Genomic DNA, 17,017 nt, shown 5'->3' with positions numbered 1-17,017 from the left:
ACTCACGTCAGTTGCCACCGGAGCATCTTCAGGCTGTCGCCGAGGCGGGCGTTCACGCCCAGCGCCGCGGCGACCTCGTACCCCGAGTGCATCATGCAGTGCTCGCACCGCGGGTCCTTGCCGTACCCGTAGTTCTCCCACTCGGTGTTGTGCAGCAGGTCGCTGAACGTCAGGTGGTGCTCGTCGGTGATCAGGTAGCACGGCCCCTTCCAGCCCTTCACGTTCCGGGTCGGGCTGGCCCACGCGGCGCACGTCAGGTCGCGCTTGCCCTGGAGGAACTCCAGGTACACCGGCGAGGTGTTCATCGCGTACTTCTTGAACAGCCCCTGGGCCTCGTTGAACTTCTGCTTGATCTGCTCGCGGGTGAGGAAGATCTCGGCCGCGCCGTCCGGGTTCGTGCTGCACACCGCCGCGTACCCGTAGGCCGGGGACAGCATGAACCCGTCCACGCCCAGCTCGGTGAGGTAGCCGTACAGGGCGTCGATCTCCGCCATGTCGGTTTCCTTGTACACGGTCGTGTTCGTGCAGACCATGAACCCGGCCTTCTTCGCGGCCTTGATCCCCTCGACGGCCGCGGCGAACACGCCCTTCCGCTCGACCATCAGGTCGTGCGTCTTCTCCAGCCCGTCGACGTGGACGTTGAAGAAGAACCGCGACGTCGGCTTGAACTGGTTCAGCTTCTTCGTGATGAACATCCCGTTGGTGCACAGGTAGATGTGCTTCCGCTTCTTCAGGATGCCGCGGACCAGCTCGCCGATCTGCGGGTAGATCAGCGGCTCGCCCCCGCAGATGCTCACGATCGGCGCGCCGGCCTGGTCCACCGACTCCAGGCACTCGTCAACGGAGAGCTTCTCCTTGATGGTCGACTCGTACTCGCGGATGCGGCCGCACCCGGTGCAGGTCAGGTTGCACGCGTGCAGCGGCTCCAGCATCAGCACGAGCGGGAACCGCTGCTTGCGCTGGAGCTTCTTCTTGATCATGTAGCCCGCCATGTCGGTGGTCAGGCTCAGGGGGAATCGCATAGTTCACCGGGTGTCGGGTGTCGGGTGTCGGGTGTCGGAAAGAAATCGGGGCGAGAGACCTTTTGGGTTCGCGGCGTCGTGGCCGGCATCGAGTCGGTATTCGCTTCGGCCGATCCCCGATCCCCGACCCCCGATCCCCGCCGCGTAGCGACTGAGGGCCATGAGCGGGAAGTAGACGGGGTACATGTGGTACTTCAGGTAGAACACCCGCGGGAACCCGGTGCCGGTGAACGGGCCTTCGGTCCACACGCCGGCGGCGTTCTGCGTGCCGACGAGGTACTCGACCCCGGCCCGCACCTCAACCGACCCGGCCTCGCCCGCAGCCAGCAGGCCGAGGACGGCCCACGCGGTCTGCGACGCGGTCGACTCGCCGACCCCGGCCTGCGACGGGTCGTCGTAGCTGCGGCAGCTCTCGCCCCAGCCCCCGTCGGCGTTCTGCACGTCCTTGAGCCATCGCACGGCCCGCCGCGCCACGGGGAGGCTCATGTCGAACCCGACCGCCGCGAGCCCGACGAGCACCTGCCAGGTGCCGTAGACGTAGTTCACGCCCCAGCGGCCGAACCACGCGCCGGTCTCCTCCTGGCGGCCGAGGATGAACCGCACGGCGCGGTCGACCGGCTCCTGGCCGACGCGGTACCCGTAGTGGCTGAGCGCTTCGAGCACGCGGGCGGTGATGTCCGGGCACGCCGGGTCGAGCATCGCGTTGTGGTCCGCGAACGGCACCTTCTCCAGCACCTCGTTCTCGATGTTCCGGTCGAACGCGCCCCAGCCGCCGTTCGTGTTCTGCATCGCCACGAGCCAGTTCAGCGCCCGGTGGACCGCGGGGAGCGCCGCGGCCCGGGTGTGGTGCCCGCTGCGGGCCAGCGCGATGAGCACCATCGCCGTGTCGTCGACGTCCGGGTAGTGCGCGTTGCGGTACTCGAAGAACCAGCCGCCGGGCTCGACGCCGCGAACGGTCTTCGCCCAGTCGCCCGTGCGCCGCACCTCGCGGTCGAGCAGCCACCGCACGGCGGCCCCGACCTCTTCGGACCCCGCGGGCTGGCCGGCGTCGGCGACGCCGATCAGCGACAGCGCCGTGTCCCAGACCGGCGACTTGCACGGCTGGAGCCGCAGTTCGCCGTTCTCCTCAATCGAGAGGTCGTCGAGTTGGCCCATGACCCACTGCATCTCGGGGTCGCCGGCCGGCACGCCGAGCGCCTTCAGCACGATGGCGTGGTACACGATGGGCGGGAAGATGGCCCCGATGCCGTCGCTCTCGCCGTCGCGGGCGCGGTCCCGCATCCAGGCAACGGCCCGCTTCACCGCCCACCGCCGCAGCGGGGTCAGGCCGAGGCGCTGGGCCGCCTTGATGCACCAGTCGGTGCCGAGGAAGAAGTTCGTCCACGAGAACCACTTCGCGGTCGGCTTCGCGGGCCACCGGGGCGTCTCGGGCGGCGCGAGGAACAGCTCGCGGATGCCCATTGCGTCGGGGAGCGCCGTGACGGGCTTGAAGGCGTCCACGACCGAAAGCGGGACGAAGATGGTCCGGCTCCAGGCCGACATCGCGTAGATGTTGAACGCGAACCACCGCGGGAGCAGGATCAGTTCCGCCGGCACGCTGGCGCACGCCGAGTAGGGGAGCTGGCCGAGCAGGGCGAGGTAGAACCGGGTGAACGAGTTGGTCGCCTCGGCCCCGCCGAGCTTCCGGACGCAGGCCGCGGCCCGCGCCATGTGCGGCGCGTCGGCCGGGTCGCCGGCGATCTTGAGCGCGAAGTACGCCTTCACCGAGACGCTGATCTCGGCCGGGCCGCCGGGGTAGTTGGGCCAGCCGCCGTCGGCCTGTTGTTTGGTGCGGAGGTAGTTGGCGGCGCGGGCGACCCGCGGGTCGTCGCGGCGGCCGAGGAACGCGAGGAGGAGGACGAACTCCGATTCGAGGATCGTGTCGCCCTCGAGTTCGCCGCACCAGTGCCCGTCGGGCCGCTGGTCGGCGAGGAGCCCGGCGCGCGCGCGGCCGGCGGCGGCGGTCAGTTCCTCGGCCCAGTCTTCTTCGCGGGGTGCGGGGGGGAGCGCCGCGGCGGTCGCTGTGGCTCGTGTCACGGGAGTCCTTTCCGTGCGGTCGTCGGCGTTGCGGCGTTGAGTGTATCCGGGCCGCGGCGCACCCCGCAAGGGCAACCGAACCCGTGGTTCCGCTGCAGGGCGAGCGGTGTCAATGCCGATACCTGGGTGGGCGGCCGGGAGGGACCCCGGCGGCCCGCGGCTACAGGGCAGGGGGGCGCGCGATGATCGGCTCTATGGTCGGGCTGAACCGGCTTCTGGCGTGGCGGCCCCGGGCGGGCGCGGCGGCCCACCCGACGGTGTTCCACATCACCCACCACAAGGCCGGGTCGCAGTGGATCAACCGGCTGCTGCACGCGCTCGTCCCGGACCAGGTGGTGAGCCCGGCGGTGGAGTGCGGCCACTACCTCGGCGCGGCGGTCGTCCCCGGGAAGGTGTACCCGACGCTGTACCTGACCCGGGAGCGGTTCGAGAGCGTCCCGCGGCCCCGGAACTCGTACCGGTTCGTCGTGATCCGCGACCTCCGGGACACCCTGATCTCGCTGTACTTCAGCCTGCGGTACAGCCACAAGATCCTCAACACGGCGATGGGCACCCGGCGGCAGGCGCTGTCGGAGCTGTCCCCGGAGGACGGGCTGCTGCACCTGATGGAGAGCGAGCTGATCCGCTCGGCCCAGGTGCAGTGGTCGTGGGTGGCCGCCGGCGACCCGATCTACAAGTACGAGGACCTGCTGAAGGACGACGAGGCGATCCTGGCCGACGTGCTGCTCCGGCGGTGCCGGCTCCGGGTGTCCCCGGCCCGGTTCCGGGAGGCCGTGGCGGCCGTCCGGTTCGAGGCGTTCGCCGGCCGCAAGCGGGGCGAGGAGAACGTCCTCTCGCACGAGCGCAAGGGCGTCGCCGGCGACTGGCGGAACCACTTCACCGGGCCGGTGACCGACGAGTTCAAGAAGCGGTACGGCTCGGTGCTGATCGCCACCGGGTACGAGAAGGACTTCAACTGGTAACCTTCCGGCCCCGGCCCGGCAGCGTTGAACTCCTTCGCCCCACGCGGGCCGCCCCCGCGGCGGCCCGACGAACCAACGGCACACGCACGGCACACGCACGGTAGCGGCCGCCCCCGCGGCGGCCCGCCGGCCGCCGCCCGCTGACCTCTGCCGGATTTCATCCGATTCACCTGCCACCCACGAGCTCTGGGGAGAGTTGTCATGGAGTTCTGGCTCGCGTCGTACCCCCGCTCGGGGAACACCTACTTCCGCATCCTGTTGCGGAACCGCTACGGGATCCCGAGCCACGACCAGGAGTGCCCGGGGGACCAGGAGACGGCGACGCTGCGGAACACGAAGTTCGCCCGCGCGAACTACCGCGACCCGGTCCCCAAGCCGGTGACCGGGCTCAAGACCCACAAGCCGCCGGAGCCCGGGGACACCCGCCCGGCGATCTACATCGTCCGCGACGGCCGCGACGCCCTCGTGTCCTACGCGCACTTCGCGATGTCGTTCGTGTACAAGAATGACCCGGCTTCGGTGACCCCGGAGGTGATCCGGAACACGATCCGCGACATGATCCTGGAGCCGAACTCGCCGTACAAGCGGTGGTCGGAGAACGTCGAGGCGTGGGCCGCCCGCAAGAACACCACGGTGTTCCTGTTCGAGGACCTGATCGCCAACCCCGCCAAGGTCACGGACCGGGCACTGGCCGCGCTGGGCGCGAAGCTGCCGCTGGTGTCCGAGGAGATCCCGACGTTCACGGAACTGAAGTCGGTGGACCCGGGGTTCTTCCGCAAGGGCCAGCGGGGGGAGTGGCACGAGGTGTTCACGCCGGACCTGTACGACCTGTTCTGGCAGCACAACGGGAAGACGATGCTGCGGTTCGGGTACTCGCACCTGCCGCCGCTGCGGAAGGCGGCGTGACCGACCCGGGGCGCCGGCCGCGGGTCACCCGCCCTGGATCTGGCGGATCGACTGCTGGGCGGCGCGGCGGAGCGCGTCGAACCCGGTGCGGACGACCTCGCGGAGGTCGTCGAGCGCGTCCTGGGCGGCCGGGCCGAACCGCCCCAGCGCCTGGGCCGCGTACACGCGGCACGCCTCTTCCGGGGTCGCGGAGTCGGCGGTCTCGGCGGCCGGCGACTGCGTCGGCGTCGGCGACTCGCTGACGTCGCGGTCCCGGTCGCTGTCCTCGTCGGCGATCGGGCCGGACCGCGGGGGGGCGTGGTACACCGGGGGCGGCGTGTGGGTCGAGACCCGCGGCCCGCGGACGATGCTCGTGAGGATCGGGACCGCGGGCTTGGCGACCGGCCCCATCCACCCGAGGGCCATCGCCGACTCGCCGCGGACGAACGGGTCGGAGTGCTGGAGGTGGGCGATCAGGGCGTGCAGCGCCGGCTGCCCGATCTGGCTCAGGGCCTTCGACGCCAGCCGGCACAGGACGATGTTCGTGCCCCGCATGGCCTCGGTGAGCGCGGGAACGGCGTCGGCCCCGTCGGTCCCCATCTGCCCGAGCGCCTGGGCCGCGCCGCTGGCGGTCCGCGGGTCCGCGTCGCGGAGCGCCTCGCACAGGTCGGGCAGGGCCGGCTTGGCCAGCGGCCCGAGCTTCGCCATCGCCCAGACCGCGTGCCGCCGCACGTACTTGTCCTTGTGCCCGAGCATCGCCGACAGCGTCGGCAGCGCCTCCGGCCCCATCTGCCCGAGCGCCTGCGCGGCCGCCTCGCGGACCTTCGTGTCGGTGTCGTCCAGCACGTCCACCAGCGGGGACATCGCGTCCCGCGCGAGCCACCCCAGCCGGCCCAGGTCCTTGGCCGCCCGCAAGCGGTCGGGCGCGGACTCGCTCCGGAGTGCCTTGATGAGGTCCGGGAGTGGGTCGTCTTCGGTCATCAGGGTCGGTCGTCGTGCGGCGAACATTGGCGAGCCCCCCGGCCGGAGTGCGGCTCCACACCCGGGGCAAAAGCTGATAATAAGTCCGGAATCACGGTCAAGTCTAGTTCACTCTCACTCAATCGCAACTACCTGCGGAACGATTTGACCCGACCGGCCGCGAGCGAGCGCCGGCGGGTTCACGTGAGCCCCCGCGAAATTTCACCGACCGGAAGCGGCGGTTGATCACCCGGTGGCCCGTCAACAGCCGCCGGAATGATACCCGGTCCGCGGCGGTTCGGCTCCACGTCGGCACAAAATCCGAGGTGAACCGGTTGCGAATGTGCGATTCGGGTTCACGCCTGAACGGCCGCGAGCAACTCGGCGTGGAACCGGCCGTTGGTCGCCAGGATGTCGGGCCGGAACGGGTCGAGCGGCTTGCCGTCGATGGTGGTGAGTGCCCCGCCCGCCTCGGCGACGAGCACCGCCCCGGCGAGCACGTCCCACGGGTAGTTGTCGTGCGCCCAGTACCCGTCAAACCGGCCCGCGGCGACGTAGGCGAGGTTCAGGGCCGTCGACCCGGTGCGGCGGAGCGACTGCGCGTGCTCGAGGAGCTTCGCCCACGTCTCCAGGTTGCTCAGCGCCTTGGCGTAGTTCGCGGGGAACCCGGTGGAGAGCATCGCGTCGGCGACCCTGCTCACCCCGCTCACCTTCATCGGCTTCCCGTTGAGGAACGCGCCGAGGCCGGTCGCGGCGGTGAACACCTCGTTCAGCCGCGGGTCGTGGATCACGCCGACGGCCGGCGTGCCGTGCGCCCACAGGCCGATCGACACGCAGTACGCGGGCACGTCGTGGACGTAGTTGGCGGTGCCGTCGAGCGGGTCCACGACCCAGACGAACGGGGCGCCGGCCGGCGGCCGGGTCTCCTCGACGGTCTTCCCGACGCACTCCTCCTCGCCGAGGAACAGGTGGTCGGGGAACGCGCCCAGGAGCACCTCCTTGACGACCCGCTGCGAGGCGTGGTCGGCGTCGGTGACGAGGTCGGCCCGGGACTTCTCGGTGACGGAGAACCGCGACCGCCACGACTCGAGTTCGGCGGCCCCTCGCGCCGCGGCCTCGACGGCGACGGACAGGAACTTCGCGAGCTGCGTGCGGTCGGGTGTGCTCATGCGGTCATGATACGAACCGCCCCCGGGCGGTCAGCGAAGAGCGTTGATCCGCAGATGGACACAGATAGGAAATCCGAGGAGCGAGCCGTGCGGTCGCTGGTCTCTCTGCCTGGGGGTCCGTGTCCAGCTGTGAAATCTGCGGATCGACGCTCTTCACGCTTCCTCGTGCTGCTCGACCGGGTTTGCCCTTTTCACCACCGCGGCCCGACGCTAAAAGCCCCGCCGAACCTCACCACGCACTCGGGACGGCCATGCCAACGCCGGTGGCACTCAGCCTGGTCAACGTCCGCGTCCGGTACGGCGACCGCTTCGCCGTGGACGGCGTGTCGCTCCACGTCCGCCGCGGCGAGATCGTCGGGCTCCTCGGGCCGAACGGGTCCGGCAAGAGCACGACGCTGTGCGCGGCCGCCGGGGTGCTCGACGTGTGCGAGGGCAGCGTCGCGGTCGAGGGCGTGTTCCACGCCGACGACCCGCACGCCTTCGCCATGCGCGTCGGGTTCGTCCCGCAGGAGTGCGCGCTGTACGAGGAACTCACCGCGGCCGAGAACCTCGGCTTCTTCGGCAAGCTGTACGGGTTGAGTGGGGCCGACCTGCGGCGGCGCGTGGTCCGCGTCCTCGGCCGCGTGCAACTCGGCGACCGCAGCGACCAGCGGGTCGCGACCTTCTCGGGCGGGATGCGGCAGCGGCTGAACCTCGCGGTCGCGCTGATCCACGACCCGACGCTTCTGCTTCTGGACGAGCCGACGGCGGCCCTCGACCCGGCGAGCCGCGACGCGCTGTTCGCCGACCTGAGCCGGCTCCGCGACGACGGCCACGCGGTGCTGCTCTCGACGCACCACCTCGACGAGGCCGAACTCGGGTGCGACCGGATCGCGGTGCTCGACCGCGGGCAGCTCGTCGCGTGCGGCCGGCCCACCGACCTGCTCCGGTGCGCGACCGTCGGCCGGCAGGTGCTGTACGGGCACGTCCGCGAGCGGCCGGCGGGCTACTTACTGAAGAACCTCAAGCAGCGGCTCGGCTCGGGGATCGAATTGGAGGTCACCGGGCGGCGGCTGCGCCTGAGCGCGCCGACGTCCGAGGACCTGGGGGTGGCGCTCGCCTCGGTGCTCGCCGAGGGCGTCGAACTGGAGACGTTCCGCACGCCCGCCGGGACGCTGGACCGGACGCTCCGGGAGGCCGCCCCGGTCGCCCCGGAGCACAGCGGAGCGAACACCCCATGACGATGACGCCGCCGCGCCTCGCACTCGTGATGACCCTCGCGGCCAAGGACTGGCGGCTGTTCTGGGCCGACCGCCGCGCCGCAGTGCTGTGCTTCGTCGTGCCGGTCCTGCTGGCGTCGGTGTTCGGCATGGTGTTCAACCGGCCCGCGCCCGGCGCGACCGACACGAAGTTGCCCGTGCTCATCGTCGTCGAGGGCGCCGGCCCGTTCACGGCGCGTGTCGCCGCGGACCTGCTCGCGTCGCCGAAGCTCGACGCGAGGCTCGCGACCCGCACCGAGGCCGTCGCCGCGATCCCGGGCCGGCGGCCGGCGGTCGCGCTCGTGCTGCCCGTTGGGTTCGAGCGGCTCGCCGAGTGGAAGTTCGGGGCGGTCGGCGAGCGGCCGACGCTCGGCATCCTCCACCACCCGGCCGCGGCGACCGAGCGGCAGTGGGCCGAGGGGATCGCCACCGAAGTCACGATGCGGCGGCTCGCCCGCGAGAAGTTCGGCGGGCTGATGGGCGACAGCGGCGAGGCGGCGCTCGCGGCCCCGTTCCAGGTGGCGGCGACCCCCGTCTCGGCCGGCGCGGCGGCGCAGTTCAACTCGTACTCGCACAGCTTCTGCGGGATGACGCTCCAGTACCTGCTGTTCTGGGGCATGGAGAGCGGGCTCGTGTTCCTCCGCGAGCGGCAGCGCGGCGTGTGGAAGCGGACCCGGGCGGCCCCGGTGTCGCTCGGGTGCCTGCTCGCGGGCAAGGCGCTCTCGACGGCCGCGATCGCGATGCTCCAGGTGCTGGTCACGTTCGGCTTCGGCTACGTCGCGTTCGGCGTGAGGGTGACCGGCTCGTTCGTCGGGTTCGTACTGCTGGCAGTTGCGGCGTGCGTGCTGGCGGCCGCGACCGGCCTCCTGGTCGCCGCGGTCGGCGGCACCGAGGCCCGCGCCCGCAGCGTCAGCATCCTCGTGATCCTGGGCGTGTCGATGATCGGCGGGCTGTGGCTCCCGGCGTTCCTGCTCCCCGAGTGGGTGCGTGACACCGCGATGTCACTGCCGACCTCGTGGGCGATGCGCGGCCTGGGCGGGGTGACGTGGGAGGGGCTCGGCCTGCGGGCCGTGCTGCCGAACGTGCTGGTCGTGACCGCGTTCGCCGCCGTGTTCCTGGCAATCGCCGTGGCCCGCCTCAAGGCCGACGAGCGCCGCCTGCGGCAGGGAACCGCGTGAGGCCCGGAACTCAATTACACCGAGAGGGAACGCAATGAACCGCTTGCTCTGCCTCGCCGCTGTCGCGGTGGTCGCTCTGCCGCTCGCGGCCCAGCCGCCCGCCGCGGCCCCGACCGCCCTCGTCCTCGGGGACCAGTTCGACCGCAAGGCCGACCTCGCCGACCTCCGCGGACAGGTCGTCGTCGTGGTGTACGGCGACCGCAAGGCGACCGACGCGTGCCGCACGCTCGGCGAGTCGCTCCACGTCTGCTGGCACCCGGACGCCAAGGGCCAGCCGCCCGCGAAGGCCCAGGCCGCGCCGGTCGTGCCGCTCGCGAACCTCAAGCCCGGCCAGGCGTCGCCGAACGTCGCCGTGGTGCCGGTCGCGTGCTGCGGGAAGGTGCCGCCGGCGATCCACCGCATCATCCGCACCCAGATCGCCAAGGCGTCGCCCGACGCGGTGGTGTGGCTCGACTTCGGCGACACGCTCAAGACCATGTTCGGCCAGACCGCCGGCGAGCCGAACGTCCTCGTGTTCGACGCCACGGGCGTGCTGCGGATGAAGCTCAGCGGCGCGCCCGACCCGACCGCGATGGACGCACTCGTGAAGTCCGTTCAGGCGCTGCGGGTCGAAGCGGTGAAGTGATACCGAATCTCATGCATTCGTTTCGATCTGGTGGGGCAGGCATTCTTGCCTGCCTCCAACCGCTTCCGGAGGCAGGCAAGAATGCCTGCCCCACCAAGGGCAACTGATCCACGCGATTCGGTATGAGACCGCGTCTTGCACTGTTGAATCGTTCGCCTCACGCGGGCCACCACGGAGGGCGGCCCCTACAAACCAAGATGATCTGTAGGGGCCGCCCTCCGTGGCGGCCCGCCAGACACTTCAAGCGTATCTCGACAGGATTTCAACCGAGCAGCCGAGCCTGTGCCGCCATCTCAACGGGCTACCCCACGGTGAGCTTCGCCTCGACGGCGGTCCACACCTCTTCGATCACCTTGTGCGCCGAGCCCTGGAGCAGCCCCTTCGGGACCATCTTCAGCAGCCCGGTCACCTGAGTGAGGTCGCCGGTCCAGTGGACCGCGGTGCCGCCGTCCTTGTCGGAGAACGCCAGCAACACAACGACCGTGCTGGTCGCGCCGATCGCCTTCGCGATCACCTGGAACGCGACCGACTTGTCGGCCTCGGCGGCGGTGCGGGTCAGCTCGACGCTCAGGCTCCCGGAGAGGAACGCGAGCTTCGGCTTGATCTTCCACGCGGCCCGTTCGGGCGTCGCCTCGCTGATCTCGGCGTCGGGGAGGGTGCCGGCGAGGAACCCGGCGTCGGAGAGTTTCGCGGCCGCGAGGTGGACCGGGAGCGGGAAGAACTTGTCGCCGTCGAAGTGGATCATGGGCTGCTCCGGGAGTCGGCCCGGCCGCCGGGCGGGTTCCCCATTATACCGGCCTTGCACGGGGGCGAATTTCTGGCGAGCATTCCCGCGTCGCCGGTCCTATCCTATAAGGGACAGGTTTGTTCCGGTTCGCCCATCGGACCGCTATCTACGGAGTAGGCCATTTCGACCGCAGCACCCTCGGGAGTGCTCCCCGCGCTCCCCAACATCACCCTACCACCCGCCCCGAACGTCGGCCGGATCCAGCGCGTCCTGAAGCCGGTCCCGTTCGTCCTGTTGCACGTGGCCGCGGTGGTCGCGCCGTTCTTCGTGCCGCTGACGTGGACGTCGGCCGCGCTGTGCGTGGGCCTGTACGTCGCCCGGATGTTCGGCATCACCGGGGTGTACCACCGGTACTTCGCGCACCGCACCTACAAGACGAGCCGGTGGTTCCAGTTCGCGCTGGCGTGGCTCGGGTGCTCGGCGATGCAGAAGGGGCCGCTGTGGTGGGCCGGGCACCACCGGCACCACCACAAGCACTCGGACCAGGACGAGGACCCGCACTCGCCGATCAAGAAGTCGGTGTGGTGGGCGCACGTCGGCTGGGTCATCAGCAGCACGTCGCGGAACGCCCCGAAGGAGACGATGCAGGACTTCTCGCGGTTCCCCGAACTGCGGGCGCTCGACTCCTACCTCACGTGGGTGCCGGGCCTGCTCCTCGCGGCGACCTGCTACCTCATCGACGGGATGAGCGGGCTCGTGTGGGGGTTCCTGGTCAGCACGATCCTGCTGTACCACGGGACGTTCCTGGTGAACTCGGCGTGCCACCTGTTCGGCACCCGGCGGTACCAGACGACCGACCACAGCCGGAACTGCTGGTGGGCCGCGATCCTGACCCTCGGCGAGGGCTGGCACAACAACCACCACCACTACCAGAGCTGCGCCCGCCAGGGGTTCAAGTGGTGGGAAGTGGACGTGAGCTACTACGTGATCCGCACCCTCGGGGCCGTCGGCCTCGTGTGGGACATCCGCGAACCGACCCCCAAGGCACTCAAGAAGAACCTCATCCAGAAGCCGGCGACCGCGAATACCGTCTGATCCGCAGATTACGCCGATGGACGCAGATTAAGAACCAGAGGACAGAAGCCAGAGGTCACCCGAAGATCCGAGTTATGCTCCTCTGTCCTCTGTCCTCTGTCCTCTGTCCTCTGTCTGAAAATCTGCGTCCATCGGCGAAATCTGCGGATAAACACTCTTCTCGTCAGTTCCGCCCGACCAGCACGCGGCGGGCGAGGTTCGAGAAGATGCCGTCGCCGAGTTCGGGCCACTCCTTGGGCGCGGCGCTGTCGCGCCAGAAGCACTTCAGCGCCACCTGCGCGCACCGCTCCTGGAACTGCGCCGGGGTCTCCTGCAGGTCCGGGAACTTCTCCACGAACGCGACCATCTCCAGGTGCTCCGGCTCGTACGCGCCGAGGATGCGGGCCGCCATGCGCTTCTTGTCGGCCGCCTCCATGTAGGTCAGCTCGACCGCCTTGTCGATCCGCCCCGGCCGGGTGCTGATGAACTCGGTCGCGCCGTCGGGGAGGGTCCGCGGCAGACCGAGCGCCGGGTCGATCTTGGTCAGGTCGTTCGTGGTGATGATGGTGAAGATCCCGTCGGCCCGCTCGACCCCGTCGAGGCAGTTCAGCAGGCAGTCGAACGTGAGCGGGGCGAGCGGGCCGCGGCCGGGCTTGTCGCGGTCCCCGCCGTCGCCGTCGCGCTTCTCGGGCACCATCATCGGGAACAGGCTGTGCCGCCGGGCGACGTTCTCGCGGCCGTGGAACACGTTGTCGATGTCCTCGATGAGCGCGATGCACGGGGTGTTCGTCTGCATCTCGGTCCACGTCTTCATCAGCTCGTGGTTCCCCATTTCCGCGAGGTTGTAGACGTAGATCGGCATGTTCAGGTCCTCGGCGAACGCGCGGGCGACGGCCGTCTTCCCGGTGCCGGGCGGGCCGTACAGGAGCCACCCGCGCTTCCACGCGATCCCCTTCTCGGCGTACCAGTCCTTGCTCTTCCGCCACAGCTCGACCTCGCTGATGAGTGCCTTCACCCGCTGCGGGAAGATGAGGTTGTCGAGCGCCTTGCCGTTGTTGGTGCGGGCCTTGCCGAGCTGGTCGGGCGAGTGCGACAGGAGCCGGTAGTTCCCCTGCTGGTACCACGCGAGCCCGTCGCTGCTGCTGGTGGAGTCGCTGTTGCCGTCGCCGCGGGCCGGGACGTGGTGGATGCAGAACCGGTTCTTCGTCGCGGTCTGCTCGTCCTCGACCGCCCACGAGACGTTGTTCCGCGCGGCGCAGGCGTTCCGCAGCACGTCCTCCATGTCGAGCGTGCCGCGGAGGAACGTGACGGTCGAGTACACCTTCATGCCGGCCGCCGAGCCCTCGGTGGTGCCCTTGCTGCTGGCCGCCTTGCTCTCGACCTGGTTGGTGAACAGGAACGGGAACCAGCCGTTCCAGAGGATGAGGAGCCGGTTGCCGAACACCTCGTAGGGGACGAGCCCGTACCGGCCGTCGCGCTGGTACTCCCAGCTCGCGCCGTACATCTTGTCGTAGTTCCGGGACCGCTGGAAGTTCGCGATCAGGTACGCGACGACCGCGTCGTGCCCGGCCTCGGTCGGCACCTCGACGCGCTGGACGAACATGCCGACGAGCCGCCACGCGAACCCCTTGATCTTGGTCCACATGGTGGCGAGGACGCCGAGGGCCGCGCCGCCGGCGAGCATTCCGAGAACCGTGTCCTGCATGTGAGGTGACCTTCCTGTGGGTGCGGCCGAGCGCCGGGGGAGGTTGAACAACACGATCCGGCCTTCCGGGTGTCCGACACGCGGAGTGCGGTTCGGGGGGCGGGCGAGAAGTGAACAAAAGTGACGATGCGCGGCGGCGTGAATTATTCCCGCGCCGGGGCAGGTGTGGGGAAGGCTCAGAGGATTGGTGTGAGGGAGAGGTGGTGGCCCCTCACCCGCGACTCGAAGACTCGTCGCGACCTCTCCGCGTCGGAACGGGGCGAGGTGGGGGCGGTTGGTCTCTTCTTGAGCAATCCCAATCGCACCGCTGTCGAGGAGCGCCGCAGACAACACCTCGCCCCACATTCGTGGGGCGAGGTCGCCGCGCTTCGCGGCGGGTGAGGGGCAGCCACCTTCCGAGCCCAACCGCGCGAACTCGCCCGCCACATCGGGCTCAGAGCCTCTCGAACAGGTCGGTGTCGGGCCAGGTCTTCACGGCGTCGGCGGCGGTGTGCATCGAGCCGTCGATCAGCGACGCGGGTTGCTCGCCCTTCGCGGTCGCGTCGGTGTTGAACAGCACCGCCCAGTTGAGCCCGTCGGAGCGGCGGACGAGGAGCGCCGAGGTGCCCGAGATGAGCCCGTTGTGCCAGGTGGTCACCTTCCCGCTCTTCCCGACCGGGCGGACCATCCACCCGCACCCGTAGTAGGCGTCCCGCGGCTCGCCCTCGGCGTCGCGGCCGGCGGGCCCGTCGGGCCGCGCCCACATCTGCTCGATCGCCGCCTCGGAGAGCACCGGCGACTTCTTGCCGTGGTCGAAGGCGCACGTGAATCGGAGCAGATCGACCGGGGACGCGACCCACCCGCCGTGCGCCTCGAACCCCTCGACGTTCTGGCCCCCGTCGGGCAGCGGCACCGTTTCGCGGACCCGCGGCGGGTACAGGCACTCGGCGGTCCGCTTCTTCGAGTCGTAGTACCGCACCTCGCCCTTGGGCCGGTCCCCGGGGAGCCCGCGGCCGAGGCGCATCGCTGCCGCGCCGACCGGTTTCAGCACGTTCGCCCGCACCCACGCCTCGTACTTCTGGCCGGTGACCGCCTCGATGACGCGGCCGAGCACGAGGTAGCCGAGGTTCGAGTACGCCATCTTCGCGCCCGGCTCGAAGTCGAGCGGCTTGCCGAGCATGTACCGCACCACGTCGTCGGCCGCCGGGGCGCGCTTGAGCCCGAGCGCGTCGGTGATCTTCCACGGGGTGCCGATCGGGTCGAACCCGCCCTTCTTCCCGCGGTCCCACCCGCCGGTGTGGTGCAGGCAGTGCCGCACGGTGACGTCGTTCCACCGCTTGTCGAACGGCCCCCCGGCCGGCACCTCGAACTTGAGGTGCTTCATGACGCGGTCGTCGAGCTTGACCTTCCCGGCGTCCACGAGGCGCAGCACGCCGACGGCGGTGATCGGCTTCGAGACGCTGGCGATCCGGAACTCGGAGAGCGGTTCGACGGGCCGGTCGGCCTCGACGTTCGCGTGGCCAAACCCGCGGGCGTACACGAGCCTCCCGTTCCGCGCGACGGCGACCCCGGCCCCCGGAACGGCGTGGTCCTTCAGGAATCCGGTGAGCAGGTCGTCGAACGGCGCGAGTGCGGGGTTGGCGGCCCCGGTGACGGCCACGTCGGCGGCACGGGCCTTGGCGAGCGGGGGGCGTAAGCCCCCCGAGGCGAGCGCGGCGGACGCGGCGAGGAACTCGCGGCGCGTGGGCATGAGCGTTCTTCTGGGGTTGAGCTGGAGTGCGAGCCGGCTACCGGCCCCGGATCGGGTGGGGCAGGCATTCTTGCCTCTCTCCGGACGCGATTGGAGGCAGACAAGAATGTCTGCCCCACCAGAAACGAGCGTCAGGCTCGCTTAAATCAGTTCCCGGATCGGCGTCGGGTCGTCGGTGATTGGCACCGGGCGGCCAGTGTGGTCCTTGAACGTCTCGTTGGCGTCGATGCCGAGTTGGTGGTAGATCGTCGCCAGCAGTGCCTCGGGCTTCAGGGCGCGTTCGACCGGGTGCTCGGCGCGGGCGTTCGTCCTGCCGACCACGACGCCCGGCCTGATCCCGCCGCCGGCGACCAGCACCGAGATCGCGTTACCCCAGTGGTCGCGGCCCGGGACCGGGATGCCCGGCTGGCCGGTGTTGATCCGCGGCGTGCGGCCGAACTCGCCCATCACCACCACCAGCGTGCTCTCCAGCAGCCCGCGGTCGTCGAGGTCGTCCAGCAACGCAGCGACGATGCGGTCCACGGTGCGGATCTTCGGCGCGTGCGACTTCACGAGGCTGCTGTGGTCGTCCCAGTGCGGCATGTCCACGGTCACGAACGGGACGCCGGCCTCGACCAGCCGCCGGGCCATTGCGGCGTACTGGCCCCACGGCGACGGGCCGTACCGGTCGATCGCCTTCGGGTCCTCGCGGTCGATGTCGAAGGCGACGCGGGCCTCGCTGCCGAGCACCAGGTCGAGGGCCTGCTGCTGGTACTTGTCCATCGTGGACATGACGCCGGATTGATCGATGTCGCGGCGGACGGTGTCGAACTGCCGCAGCAGCGACGTCTTCCCGGCGGTGTTCTCGGCGGCCTCTTTCGTGCTCGCGAGGTTCGACAGCCACTTCGGGGACCGCACCCGGTGCGCGCCGAATGCGCCGATGTACTTGTGGTCGCGGTCCGCGTCGAACGGGTTGTACGCGCCGCCGAGGTACGCCGCGCCCATGTAACCGGGGTACAGGTACACCGTCTCGGCGGCCGGCAGGCCGACGTACGCGGGAAGGCCGGGGGTGTACGTCCCCTTGACCTTCGCGACGATCGAGCCGACCGACGGGTACTTCTGCGCCTGGTTGATGCTCGTAGCACCGAACCGGCCGGTAGTCATCCAGTGCGCCGCGGCGAAGTGGTCGCCGTTGTCGTGGTGCAGCGAGCGGACGACCGAGAACTTGTCGAACCGCGTCGCGAGGTGCGGCATCAGCTCGCTGACGACCACCCCGGGCGTGCGGGTCTTGTGAACGCCGAACGGCCCGCGGAACTCGGCCGGCGCGTCGGGCTTCGGGTCGAACGTTTCGAGCTGGCTCGGCCCGCCGTCGAGCCAGATCAGGATGACGGACTTCTGGCCGCTCCCGCGGGCCGCCGGGTGCGCCGCTTTCGCGCGGAGGTAGTCCGGGAGCCCGAGCCCGCCGACGCCGAGGAACCCGGCCTTGATGGCGGCGCGGCGGGTGACGCCGGAACAGGTGCGGCTCGCGGGACCGGAGCGGAGGGTGAGCATGACAAGGGCCCGACGGAGGGTGGGCGGGGAAGGCAGGCAGGCGGGACCGACACCGGAAGTGTACCGCGCCGGCGACGCGAGGGGAACGAAAAGGAGCCGCTGCCGGGCGAACCCTGAGCGCGAGCGAGGGGGTGGGG

At 70.2% G+C, this 17,017-nt stretch carries 14 protein-coding genes; 6 read left to right on the top strand and 8 right to left on the bottom strand.

The features are described 5' to 3' along the window. Window positions 1-2: 2 nt before the first annotated feature. Entirely contained in the window at window positions 3-1,022 is a 1,020-nt protein-coding gene (gene hpnH, locus ACTIGN_RS31275; protein ID WP_439631357.1) for an adenosyl-hopene transferase HpnH, read from the bottom strand. A gap of 3 nt (window positions 1,023-1,025) precedes the next feature. Then, window positions 1,026-3,098: a squalene--hopene cyclase gene (gene shc / locus ACTIGN_RS31270; RefSeq protein WP_439631355.1), complete on the bottom strand. Its 2,073-nt coding sequence runs from the start codon at window positions 3,096-3,098 to the stop codon at window positions 1,026-1,028. 182 nt (window positions 3,099-3,280) lie between these two features. On the opposite strand from shc, the gene ACTIGN_RS31265 reads away from it, so the two are divergent. Together ACTIGN_RS31265 and ACTIGN_RS31260 are read left to right on the top strand one after the other, a co-directional pair. After that, on the top strand, window positions 3,281-4,060 hold the full coding sequence (locus tag ACTIGN_RS31265) for a hypothetical protein (protein WP_439631353.1): 780 nt from the start codon (window positions 3,281-3,283) through the stop codon (window positions 4,058-4,060). Window positions 4,061-4,261: 201 nt separating this feature from the next. Continuing rightward, window positions 4,262-4,966, top strand: a complete 705-nt coding sequence (locus ACTIGN_RS31260) for a sulfotransferase domain-containing protein (protein WP_439631351.1) — start codon at window positions 4,262-4,264, stop codon at window positions 4,964-4,966. A gap of 24 nt (window positions 4,967-4,990) precedes the next feature. Here the strand turns inward: ACTIGN_RS31260 and ACTIGN_RS31255 are convergent, their stop codons facing one another. Both ACTIGN_RS31255 and ACTIGN_RS31250 read right to left on the bottom strand, forming a co-directional pair. Continuing rightward, complete coding sequence (locus ACTIGN_RS31255) at window positions 4,991-5,926, bottom strand: HEAT repeat domain-containing protein (protein WP_439631349.1); 936 nt, start codon at window positions 5,924-5,926, stop codon at window positions 4,991-4,993. Between the two features lie 335 nt (window positions 5,927-6,261). Then, entirely contained in the window at window positions 6,262-7,074 is an 813-nt protein-coding gene (locus ACTIGN_RS31250; RefSeq protein ID WP_439631347.1) for an inositol monophosphatase family protein, read from the bottom strand. A gap of 251 nt (window positions 7,075-7,325) precedes the next feature. On the opposite strand from ACTIGN_RS31250, the gene ACTIGN_RS31245 reads away from it, so the two are divergent. From ACTIGN_RS31245 to ACTIGN_RS31235, 3 genes are read left to right on the top strand one after another with little or no spacing between them, the layout of a single operon-like run. Beyond that, complete coding sequence (locus ACTIGN_RS31245) at window positions 7,326-8,294, top strand: ABC transporter ATP-binding protein (protein ID WP_439631345.1); 969 nt, start codon at window positions 7,326-7,328, stop codon at window positions 8,292-8,294. Beyond that, entirely contained in the window at window positions 8,291-9,490 is a 1,200-nt protein-coding gene (locus ACTIGN_RS31240) for an ABC transporter permease (protein ID WP_439631343.1), read from the top strand. The genes ACTIGN_RS31245 and ACTIGN_RS31240 overlap by 4 nt, the downstream gene beginning before the upstream one ends. Window positions 9,491-9,524: 34 nt before the next feature. Beyond that, window positions 9,525-10,115 carry a hypothetical protein gene (locus tag ACTIGN_RS31235; protein WP_439631341.1) on the top strand — a complete coding sequence of 197 codons (591 nt, stop codon included), beginning with the start codon at window positions 9,525-9,527 and terminating at the stop codon, window positions 10,113-10,115. A gap of 301 nt (window positions 10,116-10,416) precedes the next feature. Here ACTIGN_RS31235 and ACTIGN_RS31230 read toward each other — a convergent pair whose 3' ends face one another. Beyond that, on the bottom strand, window positions 10,417-10,860 hold the full coding sequence (locus tag ACTIGN_RS31230; RefSeq protein ID WP_439631339.1) for a CoxG family protein: 444 nt from the start codon (window positions 10,858-10,860) through the stop codon (window positions 10,417-10,419). 186 nt (window positions 10,861-11,046) lie between these two features. Between ACTIGN_RS31230 and ACTIGN_RS31225 the strand changes: the two genes are divergently transcribed. Beyond that, window positions 11,047-11,937 carry an acyl-CoA desaturase gene (locus tag ACTIGN_RS31225; RefSeq protein WP_439631337.1) on the top strand — a complete coding sequence of 297 codons (891 nt, stop codon included), beginning with the start codon at window positions 11,047-11,049 and terminating at the stop codon, window positions 11,935-11,937. Between the two features lie 163 nt (window positions 11,938-12,100). Here the strand turns inward: ACTIGN_RS31225 and ACTIGN_RS31220 are convergent, their stop codons facing one another. The 3 genes from ACTIGN_RS31220 to ACTIGN_RS31210 all read right to left on the bottom strand — a co-directional run bounded on the left by ACTIGN_RS31220 (window position 12,101) and on the right by ACTIGN_RS31210 (window position 16,880). Then, complete coding sequence (locus tag ACTIGN_RS31220) at window positions 12,101-13,621, bottom strand: AAA family ATPase (protein ID WP_439631335.1); 1,521 nt, start codon at window positions 13,619-13,621, stop codon at window positions 12,101-12,103. 433 nt (window positions 13,622-14,054) lie between these two features. Then, the gene (locus ACTIGN_RS31215) at window positions 14,055-15,350 is read right to left on the bottom strand and encodes a serine hydrolase domain-containing protein (protein WP_439631333.1); all 1,296 of its coding nucleotides are present in this window, start codon (window positions 15,348-15,350) and stop codon (window positions 14,055-14,057) included. Window positions 15,351-15,491: 141 nt separating this feature from the next. Further along, window positions 15,492-16,880, bottom strand: coding sequence for a DUF1501 domain-containing protein (locus ACTIGN_RS31210; protein ID WP_439631331.1), 1,389 nt, complete (start codon window positions 16,878-16,880; stop codon window positions 15,492-15,494). Between the last annotated feature and the right edge of the window lie 137 nt (window positions 16,881-17,017).

The organism is Gemmata sp., assembly GCF_051859125.1.
GTDB lineage: Bacteria > Planctomycetota > Planctomycetia > Gemmatales > Gemmataceae > Gemmata.
The sequence above is the reverse complement of the archived record's forward strand: the minus strand, read 5'-3'. Positions and strand labels throughout refer to the sequence as shown.